This is a genomic window from Mesorhizobium sp. M9A.F.Ca.ET.002.03.1.2 (assembly GCF_003952365.1).
Taxonomy (GTDB): domain Bacteria; phylum Pseudomonadota; class Alphaproteobacteria; order Rhizobiales; family Rhizobiaceae; genus Mesorhizobium.
Window position 1 is genome coordinate 584,455 of sequence record NZ_CP034443.1, and the last position, 23,309, is coordinate 607,763.

A 23,309-nucleotide genomic window follows, 5' to 3' on the forward strand; every position below is an offset into this window, starting at 1 on the left:
GTTACAGGCGGTTGCCGGTTGCGGCGTCGAACAGCGAAGCGCGCATCGGGTCGAAACCGATGCTCACGGTGTCGGCATTGTTTGGCGTGCGCTCCGATGTCACCCGCACCGTGAAATTCTGGTTCCCGAGCTTCAGCCAGACCAGCGTGTCGGAACCCATGGGTTCGACGACCACGACATTTGCCGTGGCTGTGAACGGCCATCCAGCGCCGCTGTTGAACGCGACATGCTCGGGCCGGATACCGAACACGGCCGCTCCCGGCACGGGCTCCTTTTCGAAAGCGTAGGTGGCAAGCGGGATGCGCACATCCTCGACGGCAAAGTGCCAGCTGCCATCGTGCTTTTCCAGCCTGCCGTCGAGGAAATTCATCGCCGGCGAGCCGAGGAAGCCGGCGACGAAGCGGTTGACCGGGCGATTGTAGATGGTCTGCGGCGCGTCGAGCTGCTGGATGACGCCGCCCTTCATCACCGCGATGCGGTCGGCCAGCGTCATCGCTTCGATCTGGTCGTGGGTGACATAGATCATGGTGTTCTGCAGCTTGCTGTGCAGCAGTTTGATTTCGACACGCAGTTCCGCGCGCAGCTTGGCGTCAAGATTGGAAAGCGGCTCATCGAACAGGAAGACGTCGACGTCGCGCACCAGTGCCCGCCCGATGGCCACGCGCTGGCGCTGGCCGCCCGAAAGCGCCGACGGCTTGCGCTGCAACAGCGGCTCGATCTGCAGGATTTCGGCGGCGCGTGCGATGCGCTTGGCGATCTCGTCCTTGGCAATGCCGGCGACGCGCAGCCCGAAGGACAGGTTCTTCTCCACCGTCATCTGCGGATAGAGCGCATAGGACTGGAACACCATGCCGATGCCACGGTCCTTGGGTTCTTCCCAGGTGACGTTCTTGCCCTTGATGAAGATGCGGCCGTCCGAAACGTCGAGCAGGCCGGCGATGCAGTTGAGCAAGGTCGACTTGCCGCAGCCGGACGGACCGAGCAGCACGATGAATTCGCCCTCGGCGACATCGATATTGAGCGTCTCCAGCACCGAGATCGCGCCGAAATTCAGCGACAGGTCCTGGATTGAGACACTGGGATTCTGGATTGAACCACTGGGATTTCCGATTCTTGTCATCATCATCCTTTCACCGCGCCGGCGGCGATGCCACGCACGAAGAGCTTGCCGGAAATGAAGTAGACGACGAGCGGAACGAGGCCGGTCAGGATGGTGGCGGCCATGTTGACGTTGTATTCCTTCACGCCTTGCACCGAGTTGACGATGTTGTTGAGCTGCACCGTCATCGGATAGGTGTCGGGGCGGGTGTAGACGACGCCGAACAGGAAGTCGTTCCAGATGCCGGTCACCTGCAGGATGATGGCGACGACGAAGATCGGCAGCGACATCGGCAGCATGATACGGAAATAGATGCCCCAGAAGCCGGCGCCGTCGACGCGCGCCGCCCGGAACAGTTCCTCCGGCATGGAAGCGAAATAGTTGCGGAACAACAGTGTCAGGATCGGCATGCCGAAAATGGAATGGACGATCACCAGACCGCTTAGGCTGCCGTAGAGGCCGATCTCGCGCAGGATGATGACGATCGGATAGATCATCACCTGATAGGGGATGAAGGCGCCGACGATCAGGATGACGAAGAAAGTGTCGGCCCCCTTGAAGCGCCAGTTGGCAAGCGCGTAGCCGTTCACGGAAGCGATCGCGATCGACAGGATGACCGACGGGACGGTGATGCGCACCGAATTCCAGAAGCCGCGCGAGAGCCCGTCGCAGTTGAGGCCGGTGCAGGCGCTGGACCAGGCCTTCACCCAAGGCTCAAAGGTGATCTCGAGCGGCGGTGAGAAGATGTTGCCGAGGCGTATCTCCGGCATGCCCTTGAGCGACGTCACCACCATCACATAGAGCGGCAGGAGATAATACAGCGCCACCACGATGAGCGTGCCGTAGAGGAAGATGTTGCGGCGCGAGAACACATGCCGCGGCTTCGGTCCTCGCGGCCCGGACGCCTCAAGCCTGAAAGGGCCCTTACCGGCAGGCAGGGAAACGGCATGGTCAGACACGCTTCTTGCCTCCGAATTCGAGATAGGCCCACGGCACGATGACGATCACCACCGACAGCAGCATCATGGTCGAGGCGGCGAAGCCCTGGCCGAGGTTCTGGGCGAAGAACATGTAGTCGTAGACATATTTGGCCGGCACTTCGGAGGCGATGCCGGGACCGCCGCTGGTCTGGGCGACGACCAGGTCATAGACCTTGACGATACCGGCAGCGATAATGACAAGCGCGGTGATGAAGACCGGTCGCATCATCGGGATGATGATGAAAAGATAGGTCTTCCACATGGGTATCCCGTCCACCCGCGCGGCCTTCCAGATATCCTCGTCGATGCCGCGCAGGCCCGCCAGCATCAGGCACATGATGAGCCCGGTGCCTTGCCAGAGCGCGGCGATCAATATGCCGTAGATGACGATGTTGGAATTGTAGAGCGGATCGAAGCTGAAGCTTTCCCAGCCGAGCCCGCGCACCACCCCCTGGATTCCGAACTCCGGGTTGAGCAGCCACTGCCAGACAAGACCGGTGACGATGAAGGAGAGCGCGAACGGATAGAGGAAGATGGTGCGGAACGTATCCTCGAAGCGGATCTTCTGGTCGAGCAGCGCCGCCAGCATAAAGCCGATCACGAGTGAGAACACCAGCGACAGCACGCCGTAGACCAGGAGGTTCTCAATCGAGACCAGCCAACGCGGCGTCGACCACAGCCGATAATACTGGTCGAGCCCGACGAAGTTCAGCCGCGGCAGGAGCTTCGAATTGGTGAAGGAATAGAGCACCGTCCACGCGCTGCCGCCGACGAAGATCACCAGTGCTGTAAGGACCATCGGAATGGAGGCGACCTTGGCATTAAGGTTGCGGAAGAGTTGGTTGGGGCGTTTGCTCTTGCTCATCTGCACAGCCGGCCGGATCGGGTAAGGGCGGTAGGGTCAAGATCCTGACCCTGAGCTCCCGGCCCCGCGGTCGCGGGCCGGGAGCGAGCGGTCCGTCGATAGTCAGTCCGCCGAAGCGACGATCTCGGCGAAGCGCTTTTGTGCCTCTTCCACGGTCATGTCAGGCTTGGCGAAGAATTCGGAGAACAGGTCCTCCTTCTGCTTTTGGGTGTCCTGCGACAGCAACTGGTCCGTCCAGGGCATGACGCTGCCCTTGGCCAGGATGTCGAGCCCTTTCTTCATGCAGTCATTCGCCGCCTCGAGGTCGACATCGCCGCGCACCGGCAGCGAACCCTTCTTGAGGTTGAAGGCGACCTGCGTCTTGGGATCGAGCAGCGTTTCGGCCAGCGCTTCCTGCGCCTTGGACTTTTCAGCATCCTGCAGCAGCGGAAAGTAGAAGGCATCGCCGCCGGTGGCGATGACCTCGTTCAGGCCAAGGCCGGGAAGGCACGTATAGTCCTTGCCGGCGGTCTGGCCGGCAACCTGGAACTCGCCCTGCGCCCAGTCGCCCATGATCTGGCCGCCGGCCTTGCCGGCGATGACCAGATTGGTGGCCTGGTTCCAGTCCTGCACATTGGTGTTCTTCGCCATCTTGCGGGCATCGTCCGCGGCCTTGAACACCTTGGCGACCTCTGGCCCGGCGGCGAATTCCGCGTCCTTGTCGCGATAGACCTTCAAGAAGGTCTCCGTGCCGCCGACCGCCGTAAGCAGCACGTCGAAGGCGCCGGAGGCTTGCCACGGCTGTCCGCCGACCGCGAGCGGTATGATGCCTGCCTTTTCCAGCGCGGGGGCGGCTGCGACATATTCATTCCAATTCTTCGGCACCGGCACGCCGGCCTTTTCGAAGGCCGCGTTCGACAGCCACAGCCACTGCCAGGAGTGAATGTTGACCGGCACGCAATAGATCTTGCCGTCGAGGGTGCAGCCGTCGAGCAGGCTCTTCGGCTGTACGATTTCCAACCATTTGTCCCTGGTGGCGAGATCGGTCAGGTCGCGCATCAGGCCGGCCTGCACCAGTTCTTCCGCTTGCCGGCCGTGGTTGAATTGGGTCGCGCCCATCGGGTCGCCGCCGGTAATGCGGCTGATCATGATCGGCCGCGCCGTGCCGCCGGAGCCGGCGATAGCGCCGTCGACCCAATGATTACCCGTCGCGTCGAACGCCTTGGCGAATTCGGCGACCGCCGCCGCCTCGCCGCCCGAAGTCCACCAATGGGTGACTTCCAGATCCGTCGCCGCCGCCGGGCCGGCGAACGGCAGCGCGACTGTCACCGCCAGCGCAGCGGTCATGAATTGGTATCGCATTTCGGCTCCTCCCAGAATCTGAAACGTTACAGATTTTCGATAAGGCAATTACGAGGGGCACGCAACCCCTCGAATGGGAGCCGCTCAAGATTTCTTCGAGTCACGAACAAATTCGCCCACGCAATTGTCTTCCGTTGCACCGCAACAAGGTAGGTTGCATTGCAAGAATGATGCTGCAATGCATGAAATTGGGCGAAATCTCGTTCCGCCGTGCAGGCCCTTGCCGGCGCTCCAACGACTGGCATCGAATGCAGCGTCGCTCGTGCAGAGTACCTTTCCATCAGCCGTTGGCGATGGCAAGTGACAATCTGTAACGTTTCAGGATATAGGGTGTTCATCAGGCGAAAATCGCGGGCGAGCCGCAATTCGCCGATTGCCGGCCTGCACGGCAACTGTTATGCGCCTGACGGGCGGGATGAATGGACAGACAGCAGACGGAAAAGGACGACGAGGCGTCGGAACAGGGCCGGCCGACATTGAAGACGCTTGCCTTCATGACCGGGCTGGGCGTCACCACCGTGTCGCGGGCGCTGAAGGACGCGCCCGAGATCGGCGCCGAGACCAGGCGGCGCGTCCAGCTCGTCGCCAAGCAGATCGGCTACCGGCCCAACCGTGCCGGCGTGCGCCTCAGAACCGGCAAGACCAACGTCATCAGCCTCGTGCTCAACACCGAGCACGAGATCATGAGCTTTGTCTCGGACATCATTTACGGCGTCTCGGAGGTCATCGCCGACACGCCCTATCACCTGATCGTCACGCCCTATTCGCGCTCGCAGGATCCGCTGGACCCGATACGCTATCTGGTGGAAACCGGCTCCGCCGACGGCGTCATCATTTCGCGCACCCAGCCAAATGACCCCAGGGCCCGCTACATGCTGGAGCGTGGCATCCCCTTTGCCACGCACGGCCGCACCGATATGGGGCTGATCCATCCCTACCATGATTTCGACAATTACGCGTTCGCGACCGAGGCCGTGCGCCACCTGGCCGGCATCGGCCGCCGCAGGCTGGCGCTGCTGGCGCCGCCGGTCGAGTTGACCTATCACCGCCATGCGCTGAACGGCTTTACCGATGCACTGAGCGAGGTCGGCGCCAGCGAGATCCCGTTCAACACCGTTTCGATCGACCACTCGATCGAACAGATCAGGATGAGGACCGCGCAGCTGATGCGTCGCGACGTCAGGCCGGACGGCTTCGTCAGCAGCGCCGCCGCAGCCACCCTCGCCATCGTCGCCGGCATCGAGGACGCTGGCCTCAAGCTCGGCCGGGACGTCGACGTGGTGTCCAAGCAATCGTCGGACCTGCTGCATCTGTTCCGCAGGGAACTGCTGGTCGTCAACGAGGACTTCCGGCTGGCCGGCGCCGAGCTCGCCCGCTCCGTGCTGGGCTGGATCGGCGGCGCCGCACCTGGCTCACTGCAGAGCCTGAGCGCGCCGACCGAGGTTCTGGCCTATCGCCGCTCCGACCAGAGCGGGATACGTTCAAATTGAACTGGGCATCCCGTTCCATCTATTTGTGTTAGCCGCATTTCTGCGACGCCAAATGATTCCACTTGGCTGCAAAATGCGCGCTGCTGACTGGCAGCCTTGGGCCGATAGCAGTAGGTCCGCTTGTGGTGCAGGGAAGAAGATAGCGGACGTCGATGCAGAGGAGCCTAGCCCTTTGCCGTGGCGACATTCGCAGCAGGATCTAAATTCGGCCGCTCGATCCCTTGCGTCTCAACATTGTAGACGCGAACGTGCCCTTCGAGGCCTTTGAACTGGCGAGTACCGAGGTCAACGATCGGCATGTTGCCAGGCAAATGGCGCGCCACGGAATAATCGATAAGGATTTGTCGATCTTCAGCGGACGAACACAGCCTCGATGCCAAGTTCACGACATTGCCAATTGCCGTGTAGTCAGCGCGGGCCTCATAGCCAATTCGACCCACCGTTGCCCACCCCATAGCGAGCCCCATGCCGAAGCCAATCTCATAACCACGCTGCCGCCACCCAGATATGAGCTCTTGTGTGGAATCCTGCATGTCGACAGCCATTTTTACGGCATGAAGCGCCGGCTCTTCACATGGAACCGGGGCGTTGACGAGAATCATCAATCCATCCGCAGAAAAACTGGTCAACGTCACCTCATACCGGGTGATGATCACGCCGAGCGCCTCGTAGTACTCACGCAGGAGCTGCATGATGTCCTCAGGCTCAGCGTGCGCCGAAAATGCGGTGAAGCCACGCAAATCGCAGAAAACAGCGACCACTTCCGCGCGCTGTCCGGCGAGCATTTTCTCGTCGCCAGCCTTCTCTACGAGCTCCGCCACCTGTGGTGCCAGGAAGCGCTTCAAACGCATCATTCGCTCATCGCGGTCCCGCGATATGGCGAGTTCCTGCGCCATTTGGTTGAACCGCGCAGCCAGCCGCCCAAGTTCGTCTCCAGTGACAATGTTGATCCGGTGATCGAACTGTCCGGCACCGATCTTGAGGGCGCCTTCTTCCAGCAATCGGATGGGCCCGCTCATCCGTCTGGCAAGCCAATAGGCGAGTACCGTCGCGAGGACTGTGGCGGCGAGGAACAACCCGCCGGTCCGCCACAATGAAGCGTATAGGGGTGCAAAAGCCTCTGCCTGCGACTGCTCGACAAATACCGTCCACCCGGCCGCGGCAACGGGCGCGCCAGCGGTCACAACGCGTTCATTCTCGGCGTTGCGGTTTGCAATCGCAGTGCCGCCCGCTGCGGCGATCGCATCCCGCAATCCGCGCAGGGCCAAAGCTGCTTTCTCGTCGGCGCCCTGCATCACTTTGCTGATCGCGGGGTGAGCGATGAGGTGGCCGGTCTGGTCGACGACAAGTGCCTGGCCGCTACGGCCCACGCGGATTTCGGAAACGATGAGCCAGACAGGCTTCAGACTGATTTCGGCGATGACGACTGTATCGTGGTAATTGGCCATCGCCATAGTTATGGATGGTTCGGAACCCTGGCGATAAATGACTGGGCCGTACCAGACCTTCGCGGTCCTGGCGCCCACGACAGCAGGATCGCCTGAGCGATCCGCCCCGCCTTCCGTCCTGTTTGAGCCAGTGCGAGAGATGTGCAGCCGCTCCGCGCCAGTACCGTCGACAAGACTGATGCTGAGAATTCCCGGGACCTGGTGCATCGCTCGTACGACAAGGAGCCGTACCTGTTTCACGCTGGCCTTGGTCCCGTCCTGGGGGATCGTGGAGCCGAGCGGAACCTTGATGCCGTCAAGAAAGCTCTCAATTTTCTCAGCCGCCGATGCTGCCTCGGACCGCAGCAGGGCACTGAGGATCGCACGGTGGTCGACATAGCTGAACCACGTGTCGCTGATGCCACTAGCAGCCATCGGAAAAACGACCGCCGCGAACAAGACTAGAAAATACTTCTGAAATAGCGATCGACGCATGGAAGCGGCTTTGAGATTGGAGAAAGGTCTCCCACATGATGCGACCCGACCATAAGTCGCGACAGCTCAGTCCCAGAAAGGTAACCTAAATTCTTGCGTCTTGGTATGGGCTGAACCGTCCCACTCATGGTCGCCTTCCATGGGGCTTGGATAGACGGGAATGTTTCCCTGATCGGGGAGAGTCGCAACCACGACCCTCAGCTTAAAGGTGTCCGCTTCAGGGCAACGACGATCTTTGCCTGTTGGGCCGAAATGAGGCGCAGTCCCGACGCCCAGATGGCGAACCGCCGGACCGGCCCGAGAACTCCCAACGGCGCGCTTGAGATCACCCGCGCGGCTCTACTAGTCCGAAAACCTCACGCTCACGCCGCGCTGCCGAAAATAGGCCTGCATCAACTTGCGCCCCGAGCGGTTGTTCTGCGCCAACTTGGTCGGATCGAACACCGCCTGTTTTATCCCTTCTCGTGTCATCGCCGCCTTAAGCGTCGCGATATGCGCATCGATGTCGGCATTGTCCGCCCGGAGGGAGGCATAGATACTTTCGGTCGCCTGGGCCACGGTCGGTTCGCTCACAGGTGTCGTCCTTTGGTTGGTTGAGCGGCGGCTTACCACAGATTCGCGGCTCCGCCGATACCGATCAGACCGTCAATCGTCTCTACCGGCATAGCACGTTCCTGGCGCGACCCGACCCCCAGCTGGTGGCTGGAGATGTTTGCTTTCTGGCAACCGCAAGATTGGACTCTAGAGCGGCGGATTCTCAAGTCGAATCGTACCGCCGCTCTATCTCTTTGTTTGAGCATCGGATTTTCCCAAAACCGCTTCGCACTTTTGGGTCCGATGCTCTAGGTCCAAGTCGCGGCGCTAACCCGCCGCCCCGCTGCCCCACGGTCCGTGAAACGCCCCCGGCCCGTCGATACGCTCGAAGCCGTGCGCGCCGAAGAAATCGCGCTGCGCCTGGATCAGGTTCGAGGTGCCGCGGCCCTGGCGGTAGCTGTCGAAATAGGCCAGCGCCGACGACAGCGCCGGCACCGGCGAGCCGGCCTCCGACGCCCTTGCCACGATGCGCCGCAGCGACGGATGCGCCTCCTGCATCATCGCGATGAAGGCCGGCGCCATCAGGAGATTGGTGGTTGCGCCGCCCTTGCCGAGGGCTTCCGCCATCGTGTCCAGCAATTGCGAGCGGATGATGCAGCCGGCCCGCCAGATCTTGGCGATGGTCGGCATCGGCAGGTTCCAGTTGAACTCCTTCGAGGCGCCGGCCATCACCGCGAAGCCTTGCGCGTAGGCCGCGATCTTGCCGGCGAACAGCGCCAGTTCGAGATCCCTGAGAAGCGCGTCCTTGTCTGCGGAAATCCTGGTCACGCTGCCATTGCCATAGGCCTTTTCGGCGGCCAGGCGCTCGTCCTTGATCGACGACAGCACGCGCGCCGCCACCGCGGCCTCGATCGCGGTGGCCGGAATGCCGAGCTGCTGCGCCTCGATCACCGACCATTTGCCGGTGCCCTTCTGGCCGGCGCGGTCGAGGATGATGTCGACCACCGGCTTGCCGGTCTTCGGATCGTCGGCGGCCAGCACCTTGGCGGTAATCTCGATCAGGTAGGAGTTGAGCCGGCCCTTGTTCCAGCCGGCAAACACCTCGCCGATCTCCTTCGGCCCCATGCCCAGGCCGTCGCGCAGGATGCCGTAGATCTCGGCGATCATCTGCATGTCGGCATATTCGATGCCGTTATGAATGGTCTTGACGAAATGCCCGGCGCCGTCGGTGCCGAGCCATGCCGCGCAAGGTTCGTCCTTGAACTTGGCCGAAATCGCGGTCAGCACGTTTTCGACGCGCTTCCACGACTCCTCGGTGCCGCCGACCATGATCGAGGGACCGTGGCGGGCGCCCTCCTCGCCACCGGACACGCCCATGCCGATGAAGGTCAGGCCCGAACCGGAGAGTTCGGAGAAACGCCGCATCGTGTCGCGGAAATTGGCGTTGCCGGCATCGATGACGATGTCGTTTGCCGACAGCACGCCGCGCAGCGACGCGATCTGCTCGTCGACCGGCTTGCCGGCCAGCACCATGATGATGATCGGGCGCGGCGGCCGGATGGCGGCGGCAAGCTCCTCCAGACTGTAGCAGGGAACGACCATGTCCTTCAGCGCGCCGGCGTTTTCGACAAAGGCGTCGGTGCGCGCCCTGGTGCGGTTGAAGACGGCGATACGATGCCCGTGCTCGGCGATGTTGAGCGCAAGGTTGGAGCCCATCGTGCCAAGGCCGATCAGGCCGATTTCGGCTTTTTCCATCGTTTCTTCCCTGCTTCCGGATTTTGTTGGGATCGCGTTTTGCGGCGATGATTGACGGGCCTTGGCGCCTACGTCAACCGCCTCGCCGAATTGTGTCGAGGTCGCGCTGAGTGAGATTCAGGTCAGGCCGCGCCGAGAGCGGTGGTTTCCGAGAACCGGAGCGGAGCGTACTTGAAGTACGTGAGCACCGGAAGCGCAGGAAACCGCCGCTCGCAGGCCGGCATCACCTGAATATCACTCAGCGCGGATATCGATCGGTGCCTCTATCTTTACCATCTCGAAGTCGGAGACGAGGATATCGAGCCGCGCTGTCCATCGGCCGGGGACCGGGATGACGAGACTGTCGACGCGCCAGGTGCCGTCGCCCGGCTTTGTCGCCGCACGCTTGATCGGCTCGATGCCGGAGTCGGGTTTTGACAGCACCAGCGTCACTTGGGCCGCGTCGAGCGGGCCGAAATCGCCGGTCATGATGACCATCGAGGCGGCAACCGGCCCAGCATGGCCGGGCGCGATGCTGAGGTCGGCCATCGCTTTTGGCGTGTGGATATGGATCGATGCCGGCTGCGTTGCCGCGATCGCCAGGGCGCGCGGCGGCGACGTGAAGCGCCAGCCGGCGGCAACGCCGAAGATCGCCAGAACGATCAGCATTTCAATGCCGATCGAACGGACCAGCCTCCTCTGTACTTCCGTCTCTCCCGCTTCGGCCGGACCGGTGAGTTTCCAGCGGTTGGTCGCGGCGAGCGTGAACAGAAAGAACAGCAGCGCCAGCTTGACCAGCAGCAGCCGGCCATAGGCGGTCCCGAGCAACGCTGCGGGCGCCTGCACCTGGATGATAGCCAACACAATGCCGGTGGTCGCGAGCACGGCCACGACGGGCAGGATCGCTTGGGAAAACCGGCGCAGGAAAGCCGCGGCCTCGGCCGGTTTCCGCCTGATGGCCAGACCGAGCGGCGCCAGCGCCCCAGCCCAGAAGGCGATGCCGGCGCCGTGCAGGAACACCATCGGACGCGTCAGCCATTGCGGTTCGGCGGCACTTGCGTGCCCGCTGGCGGCGAGGGCGGCACCGACACCGGCCAAGCCGGCAAGGGCGAACAGTTTTGCGCCGCCGCGCGACCCGACCAGCGACAAAAGACCAAGCCCGAGCGCCACCAGCGCGATCAGCACCGTCCAACTGAGGCTGGTGGCGAGCCCGGCCTGCCATACGCCCGGCTGCGCCAGCCGGGCGAGCGGCGCACCGAGCGCGTCCAGTCCCTGGAAGCCGAGCGACAAGGGCGCTGCAACAAGGCCGCACAGGATCGCGGCGATGACGAAGCGCCGGCCGGAACGTCCGCTCTTCGCCAGCCAGGCGATGGCAAAGGCGCCACCGACGCCGAGAAAGAGGCCGACATAGAGAAAGACCTTGCCGATCCAGATCGCCGACCGCAGACCCCGGTCGACAGCTTCGGAGACGGCCGGCGCAGCACTCGGCGCGCCGATGGAAAACAGCACCGAGCCGCCGACCGGATGGCCATCGGCGGAAATCACCCGCCAGCTCAGCACATGCGTGCCGGATCCGAGCGTTTGCGGATTGTCGATTTCGACCGTCTGGTCGCTGAGCCGAAAGGAGATCAGCGAAACCGATGTCCCGTCGGGCTGCACCAGCGTCAGCGTCAGCGGCGACACCGGCTCGCTGAAGGTCAGCGAAAAGCGCGCCGGGCTCTGTCCCACCACCACGCCATCGGCCGGATCGGCTGTGACCAGCGCCGCATGGGCGAAGGCTCGGTTTGGCGCGGCAATGGCGGCAAGCAGCACGATCGCAGCCAGCAGTCCGATAGCAAGCTGGCCGGTTGTGCAGACCGTTCGCAGGATGGATGCCGCGCTCATGTCACCGCCACAGAAACAGCGGCGCGCGCTCTTTCGAACAAAGCGCGCCGCAAAGGTCACTCCTGCGGTGCAAGCTTGAGGCCGGGCGCCGGATATTCCAGCGCATCCTCGTCCTGGCCGGCCGCCGGAATCTCGATCCAGCGTTCGGCGGCGCCGTCACATTCCTGCACCACCGGGAAATAGAGCGCTTGGCCGGCCAGCAGATCCGCCGTCAGTGTCCCGCGGAAGACGAACTCGTCGTAGAACTCGTCCGGCAGGCTGCCGCCGCTCCAATCCACTTCCTTGACGCCTGATGTCACCGCTTGACCATGGAGCTGGTAGGATTTCTCGTATTTGCCTTTCTTGACCTGCAGCGTCCAGCCCGGCTTCGGCATTGGCTTCACCGAAATCACCCCTTCCGGGATCTGCACGCGGACAGTGGTCGTCGCCTTGCCGTCGCAGCCATGCGGCACGCGCAGGACCGCCTTGTAGGTCGAACCGACCGCCGCCTCCTGCGTTTCGAACGTGACGTGGGCGAAGCCAACGCTTGTCCCTAAGGCGAATAACGCACCGGCCGACAAAAGATACCTGTTCATGATGATCCCTCAATTTCGATGTGCGGATCTGGACGGGTCAGTTGGCGTGATCGTCCATGCCGCCCATCTCGCCCATCCCTTCCACCGCGAAGTCGACGGTGACGGTGCCTGCCTTCTCGAAGGTCAGCGTGGCGGAGAACTCTTCGCCTTGCTTCGGTTGCCGTTTCAGCCCGACGAACATCAGATGATAACCGCCGGGCGCCAGCGCGACCTTGCCGCCGGCCGGAATTTCAAGGCCACCGGTGACCGGCCGCATGGTCATGACGCCATCGCTCACGCCCATCTCATGCAGTTCGGCCTTGGCCGAAATGTCGCAGGAGATCGACAGCAGCCGGTCCGGCGAACTGCCGGTATTGGTGACGGTGAAATAGCCGCCGGCCACTTTGGCGCCGGGCGGCGTTGCGCGCGACCAGGGATGTCCGATCTCGAGATCGCCGACCTTGAACTCATGCGCGAAGACGGCTTGGGCGCTGACGAACAGGAGGGCGAGGACGAACACCGTGATGCCCAGACGCTCCTCGAAGTGGCGCAGGAAGAGGCTGTTGCGGCCGAACCGCGCGCGGAAAGAGTGAGACATGATAGCTCCAGGAACTGAGAGATCGCGCCGTTGGCCGGTCGCGAACAGTTTCGATTGTGGATGGACGCGCCCGCGAAAGGTCTCCGCAAGGCGGACTGGAACGGATCAGGCCGTCGCCGGCGGCGCGCGCGGATTCGACGGAGAGCGGTCGCGAGTGAAATCGAGGTGTCGGAACGCCGGGAGCACAAAGGCGACGGTTTCGACGGAAAAATTGCCGGATACCGTGCCGGCAACGGGCGGCGGTGCATAAGCAGCCGAGGCCACGCCGCAGCCGAGCACGCAGCAAGTCGGCATGTGCTGCTCGTGCGGATCACCGCCGGGAAGCTGAGCCACACCCTCATGGGTGCAGATGACATTGCCGAAGGCGTCGAGTTGCGAAGCATTCGGCCCGGTGCCGAAAACGAGTGCACCGACTACCGACTGGAGCACGAGCAAATAGGCCGCGACCAGCGCGGCCGGCATGCTCCATCGTCTCCGCCGGATGTTCAAAGACCTGCCTCTTCACGCAGCAACGACCCGATATCTAGCACGGGCTCAGCTGGCGGAAAATCGCCAAATCACTGCTGCGGCAACGCGGCGCGATCGGGGATGGAGGTCAACAGCGTATGGCGCGCCGACTTCAGATGCTTGCGGCAGGCGGCGTCGACCTTGCCGAGATCGCGCGATTTGAGCGCCGCGATATAGGCCAGGTGTTCCGCCACCGCCACTTCGTTGCGTTCGCGCTCCTGCGCCTTGTTCCACTGGTAGTGGTAGTGGAAGATCATGGCGATGACGTCGTAGAAATCGACGATGAAGCGGTTGTGCGACGCGCGGTGGATCAGCCGGTGAAAGCGCTCGTCGAGCTCGGAAAACTCGTTGAAGCGCGTGGCGATCTCGCGCGCCAGCAAGTGATGCTCCTCTTCCAGGAGGTCGAGGTCGGCCCAGACCGGGCTGTCTTGCGGCAAGGCGGCGAAGGCGGCGGCCGAGCGCAGTTCGAATATCTCGCGGATTTCGGTCAGCTCCAGCGCAAAGGCGCGGGTAAAACCTTTCAGTACCCAGTGGCTGTTGCGGCGTTTCTCGATCAGCCCGAAGCGGGAAAAGCGGATCAGGAACTCGCGCACGCTGGTGGTGCCGACGCCGATCTCGCGCGCCAGCTCGAGCTCGTTGATCTGCATGCCGGGCTCGGCGCCGCCGGCAAGCAGCCGCCGCATGAAGGAGCGCTCGATGATCTGCGACAGCGTGTCGGTCTCTTCCTCGGGGAAGAAATCATTCGGCCGCGGCGCGCGCAAAACCGTCTTGCTGCGCTTGTTCCAGGCGATCAGCCCCGTCTCTTCCATGCGCGCAAGAATGCTACGGATAGTCGTGCGGCTGACGCCGAGCAGCGCGCCGAGTTCCGGCTCCGACGGCAAGCTTTTCGTTTCGTCGAGCAGCTGCAGACCGCGATTGTAGGCGTCTTTGTAGACGTTGTTGCTCTTCGACATCCCCTGCCCCGTTGCGCACCGGCGCTTGCGGCGGCCGGCTTAAAGCGCGATATGACAGATGCTCCTAGCGCATGCCCCCAAGAAGCAGAATCGCTTTTCGAAGTCAGGCCTGGTTCCAGTGTCCGGTCCTCTGCGCATCCATAAGAACGCGCGGCTTTGTCATGAAAAAACAATTGACGCAAAAATGTTTTTTCACGATAAAAGACATTATAGGTTAACAAGCGCGTGTCAATCCGCTCGCGCATCCCAGGATCACCCAGGAAACTGCCCGTGAACGCCGCAAACAGCATTCTTCTGTCTCCCGCCGACAATGTCGCAGTCGCCAATGGCCGCATCGAGATCGGTACGGTGCTGCCGGGCGGCGCCATCGCCACGGCACTTATTGAGCCTGGCCACAAGGTGGCGATCAAGCCGATCCCTGCCGGCGAGGCCGTGGTCAAATATGCCCAGGCGATCGGCCGCGCCACGCAGGACATCGCGCCCGGCGAACATGTTCACTCGCACAATCTGGTCTTCGAGTCCGGGCGTTTGCCGGTGGTGCCGCCGAGCGAGGCCGTGCACGCGACCGAGGCCGACCGCGCCCGCACCTTCATGGGCTACCGTCGCGCCGACGGCCGTGCCGGCACGCGCAACTTCATCGGCATTCTCGCCAGCGTCAATTGCTCGGCCACCGTTTGCCACGCCATTGCCGACGAGGCGAACCGCACGCTCCTGCCCAGATATCCCGGCATTGACGGCTTCGTTCCCATCGTCCACGGCCAGGGCTGCGGCATGAGCGCCACCGGCGACGGCATGATGGTGCTGCACCGCACTCTTGCCGGCTATGCCCGCCACCCGAATTTCGGCGGCGTGCTGATGGTCGGCCTCGGCTGCGAGGTCAACCAGCTTACCCTCTACGGCCAGAAGGGCGTCGCCGCGGGAAAACGCCACTTCAACATCCAGGAAGCCGGCGGTTCGCGCAAATCGGTCGAGAAGGCCATGCTGGTGCTGGCCGAGATCGCCGAAGAGGTCGGCAAGCTTGAGCGAGAGCCGATCCCCGTCAGCGAGATCGTCGTCGGCCTGCAATGCGGCGGCTCCGACGGCATGTCCGGCATAACAGCCAATCCGGCGCTGGGCGCCGCCGTCGACATCCTGGCCGGCGTCGGCGGTATCGGCATCCTCTCCGAGACGACGGAAATCTACGGCGCCGAGCATCTGCTCGCCTATCGCGCGGCAAGCCCGGAGATCGCCGCCAAGCTCGACGGCTATGTGAAGTGGTGGGAAGACCATGTCGCCAAGCATGGCGCCTCCATCGACAACAATCCGTCGCCCGGCAACAAGCGCGGCGGCCTGACCACCATCCTGGAGAAGTCGCTTGGCGCAGTCGCCAAGGGTGGCCAGACGCCGCTCAACGGCGTCTTCGGCTATGCCGAGAAGGTCACCGGACACGGGCTGGTGTTCATGGACACGCCCGGCTACGACCCGGTCTCCGCCACCGGCCAGGTTGCGGGCGGCGCCAACGTCATCGTCTTCACCACCGGCCGCGGCTCCTGCTTCGGCTGCCGGCCGACGCCGTCGATCAAGGTCGCCACCAACTCGACCATGTATCACCAGATGGAAGAGGACATGGATGTGAATTGCGGCGTCATCGCCTCGGGCGAAAAGACCATCGCCGGCATGGGCCGCGAGATCTTCGAACTGGTTGTCGAGACGGCTTCCGGCCGCAAGACCAAGAGCGAGGAGTTCGGCTACGGCGACAACGAGTTCGTGCCCTGGCACCTCGGAGCGACCCTCTAGCCCGACCGCTAACCGGCAAGACAATAGACAGGCCGGATATTGGCCGGTGGGAGGCTTCGTATGAAGAAACGCTGTGTCGGCAGCACCGCGCTGGAAATAACCGAGGTCAGCTTCGGCGGCGCGGCGATCGGCGGCCTCTACCGAGCCTGCCCGCGCGAGGCGGCGATTGAGACGCTGCAGGTCGCCTGGGACACCGGCTTGCGCTATTTCGATACGGCGCCCTTCTACGGCTTCGGCCTCTCGGAACGCCGCTTCGGCGATTTCCTGCGCGACAAGCCGCGCTCATCCTACGTGCTGTCCACCAAGGTCGGGCGCCTGTTCCGGCCGGTGCCGGAAGACCAGGTTCCGGATCATTCCTATGTCGACCCGCTGCCCTTCGCGCTCGACTACGACTATTCCTACGACGGCATCATGCGCTCGGTCGAGTTCAGCTATGCGCGGCTTGGCCTCAATCGGATCGACATCCTGTTCGTCCACGACATCGGCGTCTACACGCATGGAGTCGAGAAGACGAAGCTGCATTTCCGCCAGTTGATGGATGGCGGGCTGAAGGCGCTGGAAGAGCTGAAGTCGTCCAGGGTCATTTCCGCCTACGGCCTTGGCGTCAACGAGGTGCAGATCTGCCTCGATGTGCTGCATCGAGCGCCGCTCGACTGCATCCTGCTGGCCAGCCGCTACTCACTGCTCGACCGCACCGCCGAAGCCGAACTGCTGCCGCTTTGCCGACAACGCCAGACCTCGCTGATCATCGGCGGCGTCTTCAATTCAGGCATCCTGGCAACAGGCCCGGTGCCGGGCGCCCATTTCGATTATAGGCCGGCCACCGCGGACATTCTCGGCCGCGTCGGAGCGATGGAAAAAATCGCCGCCGAGGGCGGCTATCCGCTTGCAGCGGCGGCGTTCCAGTTCCCGTTGCACGAGCCAGTCGTAGCCTCCGTGCTGACGGGCACGGCCAAGCCCACCAACCTGACGCGTAACCTTGAACTGCTCGGCGTCCAGGTGCCGGAAACCGACTTCGCCAAATACGATCCTTACACGATCGTTCAGCAGCTCGGCTGATGCGCTTCGGCCTTCTCTGTTCGCCGGCTCGGCAGGAGGAGCCATACGGAGACCGATACGAAACACCGCTTGCATCGACCGGACCGATGCACTATCAAAATGCGGCAAATGTTTTTTATTGATAAAGTTCTGTTTGGGCAGCGCCTATCCGAATGGAGCTACCGTAACGTTCACCGGGCGACTTAGGGAGGAAACCTAATGAAATTCGTCACCAGCATTCTCAACCGCCGCACCTTCGCGGCCCTAGCAGCCGCCTCGATGCTTGCCGGTGTGATGCATTCGGCGCCGGCTTCGGCGGCGGACGCGACCATTCCGATCATCGTCAAGGACACCACCTCTTTCTACTGGCAGATCGTTCTGGCCGGCGCCCGCAAGGCCGGCAAGGACCTCGGCGTCGACGTGCCGGAGCTCGGCGCCCAGGCCGAGACCGACGTCAACGGCCAGATATCGATCCTCGAGAATGCCGTCGCCGGCAATCCGGCCGCGGTCGTCATCGCGCCGACCGAAGCCAAGGCGCTCGGCAAGCCGATCGACGAGGCTGCCACCAAGGTCAAGATCATCGGCATTGACTCCGGTGCCGACTCCAAGGCCTTCACCTCGTTCCTGACCACCGACAACATCCAGGGCGGTCGCGTCGCCGCCGACGGCCTGGCGGCAGCCATCGGCGAGGCCAATGGCGGCAAGATCGAGGGCGACGTCGCCCTGATCACCGCACTTCCGGGCGCCGGCTCGCTCGAACAGCGCGCCCAAGGCTTCAAGGAACAGCTTGCCGCCAAATATCCCGGCCTCAAGCTCATTGCCGACAAATATGCCGACGGCCAGGCCACCACCGGCCTCAACATCGCGACCGACCTGATCACCGCCAACCCGAACCTCAAGGGCATCTTCGCCTCCAACCTGATCATGGCGCAGGGCGTTGGTCAGGCGATCGCCGAGAACAGCCTGGCCGGCAAGGTCGGACTGGTCGGCTTCGACAGCGACGAGAAGCTGATCAAGTTCCTCAACGACGGCGTCATTTCGGCTCTCGTCGTCCAGGACCCGTACCGGATGGGCTATGACGGCATCAAGACGGCGCTCGCCGCCTCGAAGGGCGAGAAGGTCGAGGCCAATGTCGACACCGGCGCCAACCTAGTCACCAAGGCCAATATGAAGGATCCGAAGATCGACGCGCTGCTCAATCCGAAGCTCGACTGAGCATCGGCGTAGGTGCATTGTTTCCGGGGCCTTTCTGCTCCGGAAACACTCCAACCAAGTGCCAATGGTGAGGCCAATCTGGAAGGATTGTCATGACGTCGACGGCGCAGGAACTGCATCCAGCCCCAACGCTGGAGCCCGGCAGGACGATCCTCGAACTCAAAGGGCTGGAAAAGCAGTATCCCGGCACGCACGCGCTGAAGCCGGTAAGCCTCGCCTTCAAGTCCGGTGAAATCCACGCCATCGTCGGCGAGAACGGCGCCGGCAAATCCACGCTGATCAAGCTTCTGACTGGCGTCATGCCGCGCACCTCCGGCGACGTCATCTGGGAGGGCAAGCCGGCAGCGCTGGCAACTCCTCACGAGGCGATGGCGCTCGGCATCAATGCCGTGCATCAGGAGGTCGTTCTGTGCCGCCATCTCACTGTTGCGGCCAACATGTTCCTCGGCGAGGAGGATTCCCGCTTCGGCATCCTGCAGCAGCGGGCCATGGTCAGGGAAGCGCAGAAGATCATCGACGATCTCGGCTTCGATCTGCCGGCGCATGTCGTGCTGGGTGACCTGACCATAGGCCAGCAGCAGCTGATCGCCGCCGCCCGCGCCACCGTGCGCGGCACCAAGTTCCTGATCTTCGACGAACCGACCGCCTATCTCACTCGGAAGGAGGCCGACCAGCTGTTCATGCTGATCCGCCGGCTGAAGGACGAAGGCGTCACCATCATCTACATCAGCCACCGCATGGAAGAGGTGTTCGAGCTCGCCGACCGCGTCTCGGTGCTGCGCGACGGCACGCTTGTCGGCACCAGGAACATCGCCGAGACCAACGACGCCGAGCTGGTCAAGATGATGATCAACCGCTCGATCGAGCAAGTCTATCACAAGGAGCATTTTACCCCGGGTGCGACGCTCCTCGAAGCCAGAAATCTCTCCGGCAAGGGCTTCGAAAATGTCTCGATGACGGTTCGTGCCGGCGAAATCGTCGGCCTCTACGGCCTGATCGGTGCCGGGCGCAGCGAGTTCGTCACCACGCTCTACGGCCGTCATCGCAAGTCGGCCGGCCAGATCCTCTGGGAGGGCAAGGAGGTTCAGGTCAACTCCGAGCATGACGCTATCAGGCTCGGCATGGCGCTGGCCCCGGAAAGCCGCCGCGATCAGGGCCTCTGCCTCAACCTGCCGGTCGGCCTCAACCTCAATCTGCCGATCTACAAGCGCATCTCCAGCAATCTGCTGATCTCCAGCGCACAGGAGAAGACCGAGGCGGATCGCCAGATCGCCAATCTCAGGATCAAGACGCCGACGCGCAACGCGCTCGCCTCCAGCCTGTCCGGCGGCAACCAGCAGAAGATCGTCATCGGCAAATGGCTGGCGCACGGCGCCAGGCTGTTCATCTTCGACGAGCCGACGGTTGGCGTCGATGTCGGCACCAAGGCGGAGATCTACCGCCTGTTCGGCGAACTGTTGTCCAAGGGCGCCGGCATCATCCTGATCTCGTCCTATCTGCCCGAGGTCTATGAGCTGGCCGACACGCTGCATGTGTTCCGGCGCGGCAAACTGGTGGCCACTCATGGTTTCCATACCGCCGATCATGAGGAAATTCTCACACAGGCGCTCGCCGAGAAACAAGAAAAGCTGGGAGGACAGATATGAGCACCGAGGCGATTGCTGCCGAAAAACCGAAGCGGAACTACAACGCACTGTTCGGGTTGACGCTGCTGGCGCTGCTGGTGCTGTTGTGGGTCATCCTGTCGGTGGCGACGCCGAGCTTCGCCTCCGCCAACAACATCTCGAACCTGTTACGGCAAGGTTCGATGATCGCGATCCTGGCGGTCGGCCAGACCTTCGTCATCATCACCGGTGGCATCGACCTTTCCGTCGGCGCCGTCGTTGGCTTCGCAACCGTGGTCGCGGCGATGCTGATCAATGCCGGGGTGCCGGTTATTCTCGCCATCCTGATCACCTTGCTGGTCGGCGTCGCTATCGGCGTGTTCCACGGCTTCGGCATCGTCAAGATGGGCCTGCCGCCCTTCATCATCACGCTGGCGACGCTGACATCTTTGCGCGGCATCGGCCTTTTGATGACCAACGGCAACTCGATCTCGATCAACAACGATGCCTTCCAGCTTTTCTCGCGTAGCTCCTTCCTCGGCATCCCCAACCTGTTCTGGATGGTGATCCTCGTCGGTATCCCGGCCTATGTCTTCCTGCATCATAGCCGCTGGGGCCGTTATCTGTTCTCGGTCGGCTCCAATGCCGAGGCGTCGCGTCTGTCCGGCGTCAATGTCCAGCGTACCATCTACATGGCCTATACGCTGTCGGGCCTGTGCGCTGCTTTTGTTGGCGTGCTGCTCGCGTCGCGCATCGGCATTGGCAATCCGACGCAGGCGGAGGGGTGGGAGTTGCAGGCGATCGCCTCGTCGGTGATCGGCGGCACCTCGCTGTTCGGCGCCGTCGGCTCGGTGCACGGGCCGCTGCTCGGCGCTTTCATCCTCGCCACCATCAACAATGGCGCCAATCTGCTCAACGTCAACGCCTTCTGGCAACGCATCATCACCGGCGTGCTGATTATCGTCATCGTCTATTTCGACGGCCTGCGCCGCCGCGGCAAGTAGACCATCTTAACAACCGCCGGCGGGGCCGGCGGGGAACCGACTGGATCGAAGCATGAAAGCCGTCGTCTGCCGTTCGCCCGGTGATCTTGTTCTGGAAGAGCGCCCGGCGCCAGGCCCACCACCCTCCGGCTGGGCGCTGGTCGCGGTCAGCCATGTCGGCATCTGCGGCACCGACTATCACATCTTCGAGGGCAAGCATCCGTTCCTCGCCTATCCCCGCATCATGGGCCACGAGGTTTCCGGCACCGTGATCGAGGTTGGAGACGGCGTCGATCTCGCAATCGGCGAACCGGTGATCATCAACCCCTATCTCGCCTGCGGCAAATGCATCGCCTGCCGTCATGGCAAGCCGAATTGTTGCGTCAAGATCGAGGTGCTCGGCGTCTACCGCGACGGCGCCATGTGCGAACGGATCCTGGTGCCGGCGCAGAATCTCTATTCTGCCAACGGCCTGTCGCTGGCCGATGCCGCCGCCGTCGAATTCCTGGCGATCGGAGCGCATGCCGTGCGGCGCTCGCGGGCTGATCCCGGCGCGCGCACGCTGGTCATCGGCGCCGGGCCGATCGGGCTTGGTACAGCGCTGTTTGCCCGCATAGCCAGGCTCGATGTGACGCTGCTCGACATGAGTGCCGAGAGGCTGGGCTTCGCCGCAAGCGAACTCGGCTTCGCGACTCTCGACGGTTCGGAGGGATCGGCAACCGATCTGGTGCGGGACGCGACCGGCGACGAAGGCTTCGACGTGGTCTTCGACGCGACCGGCAACACCCAGTCCGTCCAGTCGGCCTTCGCCCATGTCGCGCATGGCGGGACGCTCGTCCTGGTCAGTGTCGTCAAGGACGACATCGTCTTTTCCGATCCCGAATTCCACAAGCGCGAGATGACGCTTGTCGGCAGCCGCAACGCCCTGCGCGCCGATTTCGACCATGTCGCTGTCTCGATCCGCGATGGTGTGGTGCCGCTGGCAAAGCTCGTCACCCATCGCACGACGCTTGGCGACACACCGCGCGACCTCGCCCGCTGGGCGCATGAGAAATCCGGCTTGATCAAGGCCGTCATCCAGGTTGGGTGAGACGCCGATTCTGACACGAAAATTCGGCGGTCGATAAGTGCGAACTTTGGCAGATCGCATGCTTTGGCGATTAGCCGAAACATCCATCGCTTCGTCATCCTATGACGAAGCAAGGAGCGAAGCGACGCGGCGCAGACATGGTATCCATGCCGTGACCTTGAAGTATCGCGACGGTGCAGAATTCTGCTTCGCTTCACCCCTCGACCAATGTTACGGCATGGATCCTAGGGTCTCCGCGACGTCGCTTCGCTCCTGCTTCGCCCAAGGATGACGACGTTAAAAGCTAATCGCTCGCCGACAATTTGAGTTCGACCCGCTCAGCCGGGAACCGCGTTTCGGCGAATTGGATCGGCTGGCCGTCCGGCGTGACATTGACGGCGACCGTGACCAGCACGATGGCGCCGGGCTGCAGATCGAGATCGGCGAGATCGGCGGCATCGGCATGGCGCGCCGACAACACCGTCGACTGCCTGAGATAATCGCTGACGCCGAAGCGCTCGAGAGAGGCGGTGATCGACCCCGTTTCGGCCATGGCAGCCTCGATGCCGGAAAAACGCCTGGCGTCAAACCAGCTCGTGGCGCGTGACACCAGCTGTCCGTCGGCTTCACCGCGCGCCTCCAGACGTATCACATCGGCCCCTATGGCAAGCTTCAAGGCATCGGCGACGCGACGGCTGGCTGGCTCGACCGTGGCTTCGAGCAACACGCTGCGACGCTCGGATGCCTGTCCTTGCAGACCGGTCGAAAAGCGCGTGCGCGTGCCGATCGGATAGGAAAGCCGCTTACGCGACAGCACGAAGGTGCCGCGCCCCTGTTCGGCCCTGAGCACGCCATCCTGCACAAGTGCTGCGATGGCGCTGCGCACCGTATGGCGGTTGACGCCATAGCGTTCGGCCAATGCGATTTCCGGCGGAAGCGCCGCATTCTCGGCGAAATCGCCGATCGCGATCGAATGCAGAATCTGGTCGGCGATCTGCCGCCACAGCGAGACGCCGCTGCGCCGCTCCAAGCTGCTGGCAATCTGCTGCCCGATCATACGTTGCCCCCGGGGACTTTTCGCCCCTGTCATCCATCCGTCATGGACAGGCATTAGGGAATAGGCATAATTTGTATAATTGTCTAAATCAATAGACAAATTTGCA

The 23,309-nt window shown here is 62.9% G+C and carries 20 protein-coding genes; 7 read left to right on the plus strand and 13 right to left on the minus strand.

Going from position 1 to position 23,309, the window contains the following annotated elements:
- Position 1 precedes the first annotated feature (1 nt).
- The 4 genes from ugpC to EJ066_RS02915 form a co-directional block, all read right to left on the minus strand.
- Complete coding sequence (gene ugpC / locus EJ066_RS02900; RefSeq protein WP_245455063.1) at positions 2-1,123, minus strand: sn-glycerol-3-phosphate ABC transporter ATP-binding protein UgpC; 1,122 nt, start codon at positions 1,121-1,123, stop codon at positions 2-4.
- Positions 1,123-2,058 carry a carbohydrate ABC transporter permease gene (locus tag EJ066_RS02905; protein ID WP_189644418.1) on the minus strand — a complete coding sequence of 312 codons (936 nt, stop codon included), beginning with the start codon at positions 2,056-2,058 and terminating at the stop codon, positions 1,123-1,125. The genes ugpC and EJ066_RS02905 overlap by 1 nt, the downstream gene beginning before the upstream one ends.
- Entirely contained in the window at positions 2,051-2,944 is an 894-nt protein-coding gene (locus EJ066_RS02910; protein ID WP_126034738.1) for a sugar ABC transporter permease, read from the minus strand. Before EJ066_RS02910 ends, EJ066_RS02905 begins: the two co-directional genes overlap by 8 nt.
- Positions 2,945-3,046: 102 nt before the next feature.
- The gene (locus EJ066_RS02915; RefSeq protein WP_126034740.1) at positions 3,047-4,285 is read right to left on the minus strand and encodes an ABC transporter substrate-binding protein; all 1,239 of its coding nucleotides are present in this window, start codon (positions 4,283-4,285) and stop codon (positions 3,047-3,049) included.
- A gap of 419 nt (positions 4,286-4,704) precedes the next feature.
- Between EJ066_RS02915 and EJ066_RS02920 the strand changes: the two genes are divergently transcribed.
- A complete protein-coding gene (locus EJ066_RS02920; protein WP_126034742.1) occupies positions 4,705-5,775 on the plus strand; it encodes a LacI family transcriptional regulator in 1,071 nt (356 codons plus the stop codon).
- A gap of 164 nt (positions 5,776-5,939) precedes the next feature.
- On the opposite strand, the gene EJ066_RS02925 is transcribed toward EJ066_RS02920, so the two are convergent.
- The 8 genes from EJ066_RS02925 to EJ066_RS02960 form a co-directional block, all read right to left on the minus strand.
- Positions 5,940-7,697: an adenylate/guanylate cyclase domain-containing protein gene (locus EJ066_RS02925; protein ID WP_126034744.1), complete on the minus strand. Its 1,758-nt coding sequence runs from the start codon at positions 7,695-7,697 to the stop codon at positions 5,940-5,942.
- Positions 7,698-8,039: 342 nt separating this feature from the next.
- Complete coding sequence (locus EJ066_RS02930; protein ID WP_126034746.1) at positions 8,040-8,270, minus strand: hypothetical protein; 231 nt, start codon at positions 8,268-8,270, stop codon at positions 8,040-8,042.
- A 288-nt stretch (positions 8,271-8,558) separates the two neighbouring features.
- Entirely contained in the window at positions 8,559-9,986 is a 1,428-nt protein-coding gene (gndA, locus tag EJ066_RS02935) for an NADP-dependent phosphogluconate dehydrogenase (protein ID WP_126034748.1), read from the minus strand.
- A 234-nt stretch (positions 9,987-10,220) separates the two neighbouring features.
- Positions 10,221-11,849, minus strand: a complete 1,629-nt coding sequence (locus EJ066_RS02940) for a copper resistance CopC/CopD family protein (RefSeq protein ID WP_126034750.1) — start codon at positions 11,847-11,849, stop codon at positions 10,221-10,223.
- 56 nt (positions 11,850-11,905) lie between these two features.
- Positions 11,906-12,424 carry a YcnI family protein gene (locus tag EJ066_RS02945; protein WP_126034752.1) on the minus strand — a complete coding sequence of 173 codons (519 nt, stop codon included), beginning with the start codon at positions 12,422-12,424 and terminating at the stop codon, positions 11,906-11,908.
- A 37-nt stretch (positions 12,425-12,461) separates the two neighbouring features.
- On the minus strand, positions 12,462-13,001 hold the full coding sequence (locus tag EJ066_RS02950) for a copper chaperone PCu(A)C (RefSeq protein WP_126034754.1): 540 nt from the start codon (positions 12,999-13,001) through the stop codon (positions 12,462-12,464).
- 105 nt (positions 13,002-13,106) lie between these two features.
- Positions 13,107-13,463, minus strand: coding sequence for a DUF2946 family protein (locus tag EJ066_RS02955; RefSeq protein ID WP_126034756.1), 357 nt, complete (start codon positions 13,461-13,463; stop codon positions 13,107-13,109).
- Between the two features lie 95 nt (positions 13,464-13,558).
- Positions 13,559-14,461 carry a GntR family transcriptional regulator gene (locus tag EJ066_RS02960; RefSeq protein ID WP_126034758.1) on the minus strand — a complete coding sequence of 301 codons (903 nt, stop codon included), beginning with the start codon at positions 14,459-14,461 and terminating at the stop codon, positions 13,559-13,561.
- Positions 14,462-14,731: 270 nt separating this feature from the next.
- On the opposite strand from EJ066_RS02960, the gene EJ066_RS02965 reads away from it, so the two are divergent.
- The 6 genes from EJ066_RS02965 (at position 14,732) to EJ066_RS02990 (ending at position 22,167) form a co-directional block, all read left to right on the plus strand.
- Positions 14,732-16,237 carry an altronate dehydratase family protein gene (locus EJ066_RS02965; protein WP_126034761.1) on the plus strand — a complete coding sequence of 502 codons (1,506 nt, stop codon included), beginning with the start codon at positions 14,732-14,734 and terminating at the stop codon, positions 16,235-16,237.
- 60 nt (positions 16,238-16,297) lie between these two features.
- Positions 16,298-17,296: an aldo/keto reductase gene (locus EJ066_RS02970; protein WP_126034763.1), complete on the plus strand. Its 999-nt coding sequence runs from the start codon at positions 16,298-16,300 to the stop codon at positions 17,294-17,296.
- A gap of 198 nt (positions 17,297-17,494) precedes the next feature.
- Positions 17,495-18,490: an ABC transporter substrate-binding protein gene (locus EJ066_RS02975; protein ID WP_126034766.1), complete on the plus strand. Its 996-nt coding sequence runs from the start codon at positions 17,495-17,497 to the stop codon at positions 18,488-18,490.
- A 92-nt stretch (positions 18,491-18,582) separates the two neighbouring features.
- Entirely contained in the window at positions 18,583-20,136 is a 1,554-nt protein-coding gene (locus EJ066_RS02980; RefSeq protein WP_126034767.1) for a sugar ABC transporter ATP-binding protein, read from the plus strand.
- Positions 20,133-21,098, plus strand: coding sequence for an ABC transporter permease (locus EJ066_RS02985; protein ID WP_126034769.1), 966 nt, complete (start codon positions 20,133-20,135; stop codon positions 21,096-21,098). The genes EJ066_RS02980 and EJ066_RS02985 overlap by 4 nt, the downstream gene beginning before the upstream one ends.
- A 52-nt stretch (positions 21,099-21,150) precedes the next feature.
- A complete protein-coding gene (locus EJ066_RS02990) occupies positions 21,151-22,167 on the plus strand; it encodes a zinc-binding alcohol dehydrogenase family protein (RefSeq protein ID WP_126034771.1) in 1,017 nt (338 codons plus the stop codon).
- 283 nt (positions 22,168-22,450) lie between these two features.
- On the opposite strand, the gene phnF is transcribed toward EJ066_RS02990, so the two are convergent.
- Positions 22,451-23,203: a phosphonate metabolism transcriptional regulator PhnF gene (gene phnF, locus EJ066_RS02995; RefSeq protein ID WP_126034773.1), complete on the minus strand. Its 753-nt coding sequence runs from the start codon at positions 23,201-23,203 to the stop codon at positions 22,451-22,453.
- Positions 23,204-23,309: the final 106 nt, after the last annotated feature.

What these genes read in the sequence shown, in the direction of transcription:
- ugpC (WP_245455063.1), bottom strand. Translation starts at nt 1,123, where the DNA reads ATGATGACAAGAATCGGAAATCCCAGTGGTTCAATCCAGAATCCCAGT.
- EJ066_RS02910 (WP_126034738.1), bottom strand. Translation starts at nt 2,944, where the DNA reads ATGAGCAAGAGCAAACGCCCCAACCAACTCTTCCGCAACCTTAATGCC.
- EJ066_RS02915 (WP_126034740.1), bottom strand. Translation starts at nt 4,285, where the DNA reads ATGCGATACCAATTCATGACCGCTGCGCTGGCGGTGACAGTCGCGCTG.
- EJ066_RS02920 (WP_126034742.1), top strand. Translation starts at nt 4,705, where the DNA reads ATGGACAGACAGCAGACGGAAAAGGACGACGAGGCGTCGGAACAGGGC.
- EJ066_RS02925 (WP_126034744.1), bottom strand. Translation starts at nt 7,697, where the DNA reads ATGCGTCGATCGCTATTTCAGAAGTATTTTCTAGTCTTGTTCGCGGCG.
- gndA (WP_126034748.1), bottom strand. Translation starts at nt 9,986, where the DNA reads ATGGAAAAAGCCGAAATCGGCCTGATCGGCCTTGGCACGATGGGCTCC.
- EJ066_RS02940 (WP_126034750.1), bottom strand. Translation starts at nt 11,849, where the DNA reads ATGAGCGCGGCATCCATCCTGCGAACGGTCTGCACAACCGGCCAGCTT.
- EJ066_RS02945 (WP_126034752.1), bottom strand. Translation starts at nt 12,424, where the DNA reads ATGAACAGGTATCTTTTGTCGGCCGGTGCGTTATTCGCCTTAGGGACA.
- EJ066_RS02950 (WP_126034754.1), bottom strand. Translation starts at nt 13,001, where the DNA reads ATGTCTCACTCTTTCCGCGCGCGGTTCGGCCGCAACAGCCTCTTCCTG.
- EJ066_RS02955 (WP_126034756.1), bottom strand. Translation starts at nt 13,463, where the DNA reads ATGCCGGCCGCGCTGGTCGCGGCCTATTTGCTCGTGCTCCAGTCGGTA.
- EJ066_RS02960 (WP_126034758.1), bottom strand. Translation starts at nt 14,461, where the DNA reads ATGTCGAAGAGCAACAACGTCTACAAAGACGCCTACAATCGCGGTCTG.
- EJ066_RS02970 (WP_126034763.1), top strand. Translation starts at nt 16,298, where the DNA reads ATGAAGAAACGCTGTGTCGGCAGCACCGCGCTGGAAATAACCGAGGTC.
- EJ066_RS02975 (WP_126034766.1), top strand. Translation starts at nt 17,495, where the DNA reads ATGAAATTCGTCACCAGCATTCTCAACCGCCGCACCTTCGCGGCCCTA.
- EJ066_RS02980 (WP_126034767.1), top strand. Translation starts at nt 18,583, where the DNA reads ATGACGTCGACGGCGCAGGAACTGCATCCAGCCCCAACGCTGGAGCCC.
- EJ066_RS02985 (WP_126034769.1), top strand. Translation starts at nt 20,133, where the DNA reads ATGAGCACCGAGGCGATTGCTGCCGAAAAACCGAAGCGGAACTACAAC.
- EJ066_RS02990 (WP_126034771.1), top strand. Translation starts at nt 21,151, where the DNA reads ATGAAAGCCGTCGTCTGCCGTTCGCCCGGTGATCTTGTTCTGGAAGAG.
- phnF (WP_126034773.1), bottom strand. Translation starts at nt 23,203, where the DNA reads ATGATCGGGCAGCAGATTGCCAGCAGCTTGGAGCGGCGCAGCGGCGTC.